The sequence below is a fragment of the Microbacterium awajiense genome, assembly GCF_039536545.1.
GTDB lineage: Bacteria > Actinomycetota > Actinomycetes > Actinomycetales > Microbacteriaceae > Microbacterium > Microbacterium awajiense.
Genome location: NZ_BAAAYU010000005.1, coordinates 886,434 through 895,964 on the forward strand (window position 1 = coordinate 886,434; position 9,531 = coordinate 895,964).

At 68.4% G+C, this 9,531-nt stretch carries 8 protein-coding genes; 6 read left to right on the forward strand and 2 right to left on the reverse strand.

Annotation, left to right across the window (positions count from 1 at the left end):
• Positions 1-44 precede the first annotated feature (44 nt).
• Both ABD663_RS10865 and ABD663_RS10870 read left to right on the forward strand, forming a co-directional pair.
• Positions 45-869, forward strand: coding sequence for an alpha/beta fold hydrolase (locus ABD663_RS10865; RefSeq protein ID WP_344738389.1), 825 nt, complete (start codon positions 45-47; stop codon positions 867-869).
• Between the two features lie 37 nt (positions 870-906).
• The gene (locus tag ABD663_RS10870) at positions 907-1,737 is read left to right on the forward strand and encodes an alpha/beta hydrolase (protein WP_344738391.1); all 831 of its coding nucleotides are present in this window, start codon (positions 907-909) and stop codon (positions 1,735-1,737) included.
• Between the two features lie 88 nt (positions 1,738-1,825).
• On the opposite strand, the gene ABD663_RS10875 is transcribed toward ABD663_RS10870, so the two are convergent.
• Both ABD663_RS10875 and ABD663_RS10880 read right to left on the reverse strand, forming a co-directional pair.
• Entirely contained in the window at positions 1,826-4,006 is a 2,181-nt protein-coding gene (locus ABD663_RS10875) for a glycosyl hydrolase family 28-related protein (RefSeq protein WP_344738393.1), read from the reverse strand.
• 104 nt (positions 4,007-4,110) lie between these two features.
• Positions 4,111-5,310, reverse strand: a complete 1,200-nt coding sequence (locus ABD663_RS10880; protein WP_344738394.1) for an ROK family protein — start codon at positions 5,308-5,310, stop codon at positions 4,111-4,113.
• 216 nt (positions 5,311-5,526) lie between these two features.
• Between ABD663_RS10880 and ABD663_RS10885 the strand changes: the two genes are divergently transcribed.
• The 4 genes from ABD663_RS10885 (at position 5,527) to ABD663_RS10900 (ending at position 9,371) form a co-directional block, all read left to right on the forward strand.
• The gene (locus ABD663_RS10885; RefSeq protein ID WP_344738395.1) at positions 5,527-6,840 is read left to right on the forward strand and encodes an ABC transporter substrate-binding protein; all 1,314 of its coding nucleotides are present in this window, start codon (positions 5,527-5,529) and stop codon (positions 6,838-6,840) included.
• A gap of 85 nt (positions 6,841-6,925) precedes the next feature.
• Positions 6,926-7,900 (forward strand): carbohydrate ABC transporter permease, encoded by a 975-nt coding sequence (locus ABD663_RS10890; RefSeq protein WP_344738396.1) that lies wholly within the window; start codon positions 6,926-6,928, stop codon positions 7,898-7,900.
• Positions 7,900-8,754 (forward strand): carbohydrate ABC transporter permease, encoded by an 855-nt coding sequence (locus ABD663_RS10895; protein ID WP_344738398.1) that lies wholly within the window; start codon positions 7,900-7,902, stop codon positions 8,752-8,754. Before ABD663_RS10890 ends, ABD663_RS10895 begins: the two co-directional genes overlap by 1 nt.
• Positions 8,751-9,371, forward strand: a complete 621-nt coding sequence (locus ABD663_RS10900) for a hypothetical protein (RefSeq protein ID WP_344738399.1) — start codon at positions 8,751-8,753, stop codon at positions 9,369-9,371. Before ABD663_RS10895 ends, ABD663_RS10900 begins: the two co-directional genes overlap by 4 nt.
• Positions 9,372-9,531: the final 160 nt, after the last annotated feature.

Consider the following 9,531-nt stretch of genomic DNA (forward strand, 5'->3'; position numbering starts at 1 on the left):
CGGGGAGCATCCTTCACTCATCCGTACGACCGCAGGAGGATGCCATGCCCTTCGTGACCGCCGACGACGGCGCCCGGATCTTCTACAAGGACTGGGGCGCCGGGGGATCCCCCGTGCTGCTGAGCCATGGCTGGCCCCTGAACTCGGACGCCTGGGAGGCCACGGCGCTGTTCCTCGCCGACCACGGTCATCGGGTGATCGCGCACGACCGCCGAGGGCATGGCCGGTCGACCCAGACGTGGCACGGCAACGAGATGGACACGTACGCGGACGACCTCGCGTGCCTCATCGACCGACTCGATCTCACCGGGCTCGCCCTCATCGGCCACTCCACCGGCGGAGGTGAGATCGCCCACTACGTCGGCCGCCACGGCAGCGGACGCGTCGCGAAGGTCGTGCTGGTGTCGGCCGTGCCCCCGCTCATGCTGCGCACCGACGACAACCCGGGCGGGCTGCCGATCGACGTCTTCGACGACCTCCGCGCCGGTGAAGCCGCGAACCGATCGCAGCTGTACCGCGACCTCGCAGACGGACCCTTCTTCGGCCACAACCGCACCGCCGACGTGCCGCAGGGCACGCGCGACGCGTTCTGGCTGCAGGGCCTCGCCTCGGGCACCCGCAACGCCTACGAGTGCATCGCCGCATTCAGTGCGACCGACTTCCGCCCCGACCTCGCGGCCATCGACGTGCCGACGCTCGTCATCCACGGCGACGACGACCAGATCGTGCCCTTCGAGATCAGCGGCCGGCTCTCGGCCGACCTCATACCCGACGCGCGCCTGCTCGTCTACGAGGGCGGCGCGCACGGCCTGCCCGACACCGCCCGCGAGCGCCTGCATCGCGACCTGCTCGACTTCCTCGACGTCTGAGTCCCCGCATCCATCCACCGAACGAAAGGCGAATGCCATGAGCACCACCGACGCACCCGACACCATCGTGCTGATCCACGGGCTGTGGGTCACTCCGCGCAGCTGGGAGGAGTGGAAGGCTCGATACGAGTCGCAGGGGTACCGGGTGATCACCCCTGGCTACCCAGGACTCGAGATCGAGGTCGAAGCCCTGCGCGAGAACACCGACATCATCGCGAACCTGACCGTTCCCGAGACGATCGCCCATCTCGCCGGCGTCGTCGAGGCGCTGCCGAAGCCGCCGATCATCATGGGCCACTCGTTCGGCGGCCTGCTGACACAGATGCTGCTTGCACGCGGGCTCGGCGCGGCCGGCGTGGTCATCGACTCCGCGCCCACCGAGGGAGTGCGGGTCACGCCGCTCTCGCAAGCGCGGTCGCTGTTCCCGGCCCTCAAGAATCCCGCCAACTACCACCGCGCGGTCGGCTTCACGCCCGACGAGTGGCACTACGCGTTCACCAACACGCTCACGCGTGAACAGTCGGATGCCGTCCACACGCGCTACGCGATCCCGGCGCCCGGAAACTGGGTGTGGGCGTACGGGCTCCTCGCCAACTTCCAGCCCGGGCACCAGGAGACATGGGTCGACTACTCGGTCGACCGAGCGCCGCTGCTGTTCATCGGTGGGAGCGAGGATCACATCATGCCGCCGGCGGTGAACAAGTCGAACGCGAAGCACTGGGGCAAGTCGCCCGCGCTCACCGAGTACTACGAGTTCGAAGGCCGCGACCATTGGACGTGTGGCGCGCCCGGGTGGGAGGCCGTCGCCGACCACGCGCTCGCCTGGGCGCTCGCGCACGCGCGACCGGTCGCGGCGGCGACTGCGTGACGGGTTCGCGCGACGGGCACGGGCCCCCGGCGCACAGTGCTGCCGGGGGCCCGTGCCCATCGTCCTGACGTCCTCGGTCAGAGGACGACTACGCGGTGCGGTGCACGTAGAGCGGGATCACCCACTGGTGACGGCGTCCCGTTCGCTCGGGAAGCTCATCCCACATGATCTCCTTGGTCGTGGTGCCGTCGGTGTCGCGCAGCACCGTGTGGAACTGCGGTGCGTTGGCAGGCTCGGGGTGCGGAGCATCCTGCCCGTTGCTCGCGAGCACCAGCGTCATCTCGCCACCTGTGCCGATGAACGCCACATCCTCTGCGCCCGAGCCGAACGACGTCGGCGCGTAGCTGTTGCAGACCCCGCCCAGCACCTCGAGCTTGGCGCCCGGTGCCACGGTGAAGTTCTGCGTGCCGCCCTCGACCTTGTAGCCGAGCACCCACACCTCGGCCCCGGCGCCGATGGGGTGGTTGGCGACGTCCTTGGCCTCGGTGTTCTCCCACCGCATCCAGACCTTCTGGTTGCGCAGTTCGCCCGTCGGGGCCTTGTGGCCGTTGGTGTTGGTGAAGAAGAGGTCTCCACCGCGACCCTGGGCTCGACCCCGATAGAGCTGGCCGCCGAGAGCGCCGCCGGTGCGGATGTTGCGCAACGACAGCGTGCGGGGCATCGCGTGGTCGACGAGCGGCACCGCGGTGCCGTCCACGGCCGAATTGGGGCCGCCCGAGCGGTGCAGGTCGATGATGGTGAGCGGCTTGCCGCGCCCCCCGCTGGCCACACGGAAGATCGGCTCGCCGCTCGTGCTCAGGATCGACGAGAAGGTGCCTTCGATGCGCTCGACCTGCGGGGGCACCTGGAGGGTGCCCGACACCCAATACGCCTGCTTCGGGAAATAGACGACGGTGCGCCCCGAATTGAGGGCGGCCTGGATCGCGGCGGTGTCGTCGGTGCCCTCGGCGCCGGCGGCGCCGTAGTCGTCGACATTCGCCCAATCGCGGTGGGCGGGCCACGGGGCATCCGGGATCTCTTCGATCTTCAGGCCCATCGATCGCGACTCGCCGTGTTCGTCGAAGCGGAAGACCGGCCCCGACACGTACTCGTCGACGGCGCCGCGCACCAGCGTCGTCGAACCCTGCTCGATCGTCGAACGGTAGCCCTGGGACTCGACGTTGCGGGCGAACAGGTGTCCGGTCTGGAAGTCGATCGCCGGTGTCGTGGCAGATCCGCCGCGCAGTGCGCTGTCGATGAGGACGACGTGGGCGCCGGCGCCGACGATCTGCACGGCGGGGACGGAGTTCTCGCTGACCAGGTCGCGCAGTGTGGGCAGGCAATCGCCCACGAGGACCCCGGCGACGCGCTGGTTGCGCACCGTGATGTGCTCCATCGTCGGACTGATGAAGTGGTACTCGCGCATCTCGATGCCGTAGTCGAACCCGTCGACGAGGATGTCGCTGTAGTAGCCCGACGTGATGCCGATCGGGAACTGCAGGCCCGCGACGCCCTGCCCGTCCCCGCTGACGATCGCAACGCGGTCGATCGCCGCGTTGTTCGCCCCGAAGAAGTCGACGGCGATCGCCCCGGGGTTCCCACTGCCGGTGTGCACCGTGACATCGCGCAGGATGTTCTGCGCCGACCAGTTGTCGAATGTCGCGGCCTGCGAGTAGTCGATGACCGCCCGCTGCTCGCCGGCGCCGAACCCCGTCGCGCCGTCGACCAGTCGGATGACGCTGCGATCGCGGTGCGCGCCGAGGATGCGCATGTGGATCCACGCCGAGAGCACGGCGCTGTTGGGGATGGTGATGACGGGGCCGGAGTACTGGATCGTGCTGTGCACATGGAAGGTTCCCTCCGGCACATAGATCGCGTAGCTCAGGTCGACGCGGTTCTGCGCGTCTCGCACATCCGGCAGGGCGCGAAGCTTCGCGGCGTACCAGTCGAGGATGTAGTTGAAGGCGACGGCGCAGTCCACACTGGGGTCCCCCGCGACCGCGTTCGTGCCGGCAGGAGCACCCAACGACTCCTCGACCTTGGTGATGTCGATGAACTTCGCCCCCGGGTTCACGTGCATGAACGCCGCTGCCGGATAGTGGCTTGCGGTCGCCGCCGCGCGGGCACCCGTGTTGACGAAGGATGCGGCGGCGGGTGTCATCGCGGCACGAGCCTGCCGCGGGTCGAGGGCGGCCAGCGCGGCGGCTCCGGCGAGCCCGCCTCCCAGCGCGAGGATGCCGCGACGGCTGATTCCGACGCCGGCAGGGATCGATGGAGTGTCCTTGGTCATGCTGCTCCTTTGCGACTGACAGGACGACGCCGTCCTGCGCCGTCCTGTGGCATGGTGTCGCACGGCGGGTATTAGTGTCAAGAGCACGACTAAATCGGTGAGGACTACTCCAGCAGATCTCTCGAGAACGATGTGGGGCTGCGCAGGAACGCGTCCAGTGCCATCGCCGCAGCACCTCTCAGCCACTCCGCCGGCGTGAGCCGCGACAGCTCGATGTCGGGATCAGCCCCCGTCGTCGCGATGCTGCGCTGCCGCGCTGTGGCGAGGCACAGGCGGGCGTCGTCGTCGGTGCCGATGTTTCCGGCGATGACGGTCACGTCGGGACCGATGACCGCGATGAGTCGAGCGACGAGGTCGCCGAGACGCTCGGCGCGCACCCGGAACAGCTCACGGATCCCGGCGGGTGCGTCCGGGTCTTCCGGCGTCAGCGCCGTGAGGTCGGCGTCGGCGGGCAGGATGCCGCGAGCCTTCGCCTGTCGAAGGATCGCATCGGCCGTGACGGCGACGCCGGCGCAGTCCAGCGCGCCGCACGGGCAGCGGAACCCGGGGCCACCCGGCACCGGCAGGTGCGAGACGTCGCCGGCCATCGCGCCCGGACCCCGGTGCAGGTGGCGGTCGACGATCATCGCCGAAGCGATGACGCCGCCGACGAACACGACGAGCAGCGAATCCGGCGCCTCGTCGGCCCACCAGAGGCGTTCGAGCGCGAACGAGCGGACGGTCGAGTCGACGATGATCGGCATCCCGGTGGTCTGCGCCAATGGCGTGCGCATGTCGACGTCGCTCCACGGGAACAGCGGGCTGCGGATGAGCCGGCCCGACTCGTGGTCGATCACGCCACCGGTGCTGACGCCGACGGCCAGCACCCGTTCGGGGTCGTACTCCGACTGCACCGCGCTCACCAGGTCGCGGGCGGCCGCGAGCGTGTCGTCCGCAGAGCCCTCGGGCGTCGGCGCGGTGAGCGCGAACAGCGGCTCCCCGCGCAGGCTGAATGCGCCGGCGTGGACGACGTCGCGTGCGATGTGGCACCCGATCACGACCTTCCCGTCATCGGGGATGCCGAGAGGGACCTCGGGGCGACCGCGACCCGCACGTGTCGCGGTCGTGCGGGGACGTTCGGCGATGATCCCCGCATCGAGCAGCAGCGTCGTCAGCCGAGTGATGGTGGTGAAGCTGATGCCGGTGCGTCGCCCGAGCTCTTTTCGCCCGCAGTCGCCTTGCAGCAGCACGCGGAGGATGCTCTCGACGTGGCGATCGCGCACCGACCGCATCAGCGGGGTCAGCGCAGTCCGGGGTTCCCTCACGGCTTCGTACTCCTCCTCGATGCCACAGTAGTGGACGGACGAAAATAAATTATCGGTAGAGTTTGACTAATTCGTCGAGGAGTCGCATCATGTGTGAAGGCACCCACCGAGGAGTGCTGGAATTCACACACAGCGATGTCAGTGAGAGGACAGACAATGAAGTCATCGGGCACCACCGGTTCACGCTCCCCGCGGCGAGCGCTTCGAAGCCGACGCATGCTCGCGGCGGGTGCAGCGGCGGCGAGCACGGCGATCATCCTCGCCGGCTGCAGCAGCGCGGCACCTGAAGCGGAGGCTCCCGAGGAGGGCGCCGAACTCACGCTCTGGATCAGCTCCAGTGGCGCCGCCGAGCCCATCCAGGAGTACATGCTCGACTGGGCCGAGGAAGAGGGCATCGCTCTCGACATCGAGATCCATCCGCAGGACCAGTACCAGAACACCGTCCAGCTGGCGATGACCACCGGCAACGCCCCGGACGTCTTCCAGCTGAGCTCCCCGCGCAACCTCATGCAGGCCGGATACCTGCTCGAACTCGAGGGCCTGCTCAGCCAGGAGCTGCTCGACGTCTACGGCTCGGAGTTCGTCGAGAACGGCCCGATCTCGATCGACGGACACCTCTACGGCGTGCCGACCACCGCGAACCCCGTGCGGCTGACGTACAACAAGGAGATCTTCGAGCAGGCCGGCCTCGACCCCGAAGCGCCCCCCACCACGTTCGATGAGCTGCGGGACGCCTGCGAGGCGATCTCCGAGCTGGACGGCATCTCGTGCTTCGGACTGCCGCTCGCGTGGGTCGCCCTGACGACCTGGATCCTCGAGCCCACGATTTCGACCACCTCCGACGTGCTCGCCTCGCCGGGTCTGTTCGACCGTGAGGCCGGCGAATTCGTGTTCACCGAGTACACGCCGGTCGTCGAACTGGCCCGCGAGATGATCGAGAAGGAGTGGGCGTTCCCCGGTGCGAGCTCGCTCGACGGCGGGCCCATGCTCAGCGCCTTCGGCGAAGGACAGATCGCCATGTACATCGCCGGCTACCAGTCGAGCATCGTGGCCGATTACCCCGAGGCGGTCGAGAACTGGGGCGCGGCGTCCGTGCCGGTGCCCGACGGCGCGACCAGCGTGCGAGGCACGTTCAACTCGGGTGGTCCGTTCGGCGCGTTCGCCGGCACCGAGTACCCGGCTGCGGCCGCGGCCGTGATCGAAGAGCTGGCGTCGAACGAACTCGCCGCCGAGCTCGTGCAGGCAGGACTCGCCCTGCCCATGCGCAGCGACTTCGACGCCGGTGCCATCACCGACATCTCCGACTTCACGCGCTCGTACTGGCCGACCGAGGCCGACACGCAGTGGCCGCTGTCGCCGGCGCCCGATCTCGAGATCCAGGGCGAGACGTACATCCAGGTGATCCAGCGGCTCATCCTGGGCGACGAGGACATCGAGGGCGCGCTCGCCGAGATCCAGGTGAAGTACCAGGAGGCGTACGACGAGGCCGTCGCCGACGGCGACCTCGACGGCGAGTACTTCACCGGCTGATCATCGACTGATCATCGGCTGCGGGTTCCGTCGCACCCGACGGCGGAACCCGCAGCCGTGCCAGGCACCAGCACCGAGGAGAACCATGGTCACCGAGCTCACCCGGCCCGCCGAGCGCGTCCGGCAGAGCCCACCCAAACGGGCTCGACGCCGCGCCGGCACCGCACCCCTGCGAGAGCGCCTGCTCGCCACGGCGATGTCGCTGCCGGTGCTGCTGCCGTTCATCGTCTTCTCGCTCGTCCCGATCGTCTACGTCGTCTTCCTGAGCTTCACCTCGTTCAACGGCTTCCGTCCGCCCGAGTGGATCGGCCTCGAGAACTACGAAGACCTCATGGGCGACGCCTCATGGTGGCAGTCCGTCATCAACACCCTGGTGCTCGCAGTGGGCATCATCGCGATCCAGATCCCGCTGGCCCTGCTGCTGGCCGTGGTCGTGAGCGGTCGCATCCGCGGCGCGGGGGCGTTCCGCACGGTCTACTTCATCCCCGAGGTCATCTCGCTGGCCGTCGTCGGCGTCATCTTCTACTTCCTCTTCCGCCCCAACAACGGCGTCATCAACGAACTGCTCCAGGGCATCGGAATCCTCCAGTCCGACGTCGACTGGCTCGGCAACGGCACCACGGCGATGATCGCGCTGATCATGGTCGGCGTCTGGTCGGGGTTCGGCATCAACACCGTCTTCTTCATCGTCGGGCTTCAGACCATCCCGGGCGAGCTGTACGAGAGCGCCGAGATGGACGGGGCAGGCCCCTGGCAGCGATTCCGCCTCATCACCCTTCCGATGCTCGCGCCGATCATGCGCGTGGTCATGATGCTGTCGATCGTCTTCACCATGCGCTCGTTCGACCTCGTCAAGACCCTGACCAACGGCGGCCCCGCCGGACAGACCGAGGTGATGTTCACCTATCTCTTCGAGTACTACTTCGGCACCACCCGAGCGCCGCAGTACGGCTACGGCTCGGCGCTGGCGGTCGTGTCGAGCATCATCATCGCCATCATCTCCGTCGCCTATCTCTGGCTGAGCCGCAATCGCGACGCGAACCCGAAGGCAGGTCGTTGATGGCTCCGAACTATCGCCTGCGCCGTGCGGGCCGCGTCACGGTCAGCTACGTCATCCTCATCGGCGCCGCACTGCTGACGCTCACACCGCTGGCCTACGCGTTCTTCGCATCGTTCAAGTCGCAGCGTGAACTGCTGAGCTCGGGATCCCAGCTTCTTCCCGAGCAGTGGACCTTCGAGAACTACGAGCGCGTGTGGGAGGTCGGCGACTTCGCCCAGTACTTCGCGAACTCGGTGCTCGTCGCCGTCGGCGTGGTGATCCTCAACGTGCTCGGGTCTGCGATGCTCGGGTACCTGCTCGCTCGCAGACTCGTCATCGGGTCGCGGGCGATCGAGATCACCTTCGGCGCCGTCCTGTTCCTTGGGGTGGGAACCGCCACGCTCTATCCGCGGTTCATCATCGCCCAGCAGCTCGGCCTCGACAACCTGTGGGGCGTCATCCTCGTCGAGGTGTCGGGCATCGCCGTGATCCACACGTTCCTGGTGCGCGCGTTCGCGCAGACCCTCCCGCAAGAGATCGAAGACGCCGCGAAGGTCGATGGCGCCGGGCTGTGGCGCACGTTCTGGGGCATCGTGTTCCCCCTGCTTCGGCCGATCGTCGTGACCATCCTGATCCTGTCGTTCCAGATGGCGTGGAACAACTTCCAGATCCCCTACGTGTTCACCTTGGGCGACGCCGCGCAGCGGACGCTCGTGGTCGGGGTGTACGCACTTCGGGCGACCGACGAGGGCCTGCAGGCGTACGACCTCATGCTCGCCGGGGCGATGGTGATCGTCGTCCCGATCGTCATCATCTTCCTGTGCCTGCAGCGGTACTTCATCCGCGGGCTCGTCGAGGGAGGGGTGAAAGGATGACCGACCCCCGGTGGTTCCGCATCCTCACCGTCTACGCCTCGTTGGTGACGCTGTTCCTCTCGTGGGCGGTGTGGGCCATCACGCTCGTGGGGCTCGCCCCCGCCACCGTCGCCGCGGTCGCCGCAGCGCGTCGGATGCTGCAGGAGGGCGAAGCCGTCACCTTCAGCGCCTTCAGCGCCGACGTGCGGGGAGGCTTCCGCCGGAGCATCCCCGTCGCGGCCGGCATGGCCACGACGATGCTCATCGCCTGGGCGGCGACGACGACGGCGGGAATGGCGCGAGGGATGCTGTTCGCGATCGCCGTCGCGGTCGGCACGGCCACGTTCGTCGTCGCGCTGGTGCTCGGGGTGGACGATCGCCCCGCGGGTCCGGTGCTCCGACGTGCGGTGCTCCTCATGGTCTTCCGGCCCGGGGCGACCGCGGTCGTCGCCGCCGTTCTGGTGCTCGCGCCGCTGGTCCTGTCGCTCGTGCCGACGTCTGCCGCGCTCGTCGTGGGCGTCGCGCTGGCGGGCTTCGTGCCGGTGGCATTGGTGTTCGGCTTCCTGCGGCCGCTCCGCCGTCCGTTGCCAGGCGCCGTGGTGCCCGAGCTGATCCTGACCGAAGGAGTCCGCGTATGACCGTGCGTCTGATCACCGGTCCCGCGAGCGTCGCGGTCGGCGCCGCCCGGCACGCCTACCTGCCGTTCCACAGCCTGTGGGGGCGCGACGCGTTCACCGTCACCGGTCCGTTCCGTCTCGATCCCGCCGCGACGCCCGCCAATGCGACCAGCGGTGCACC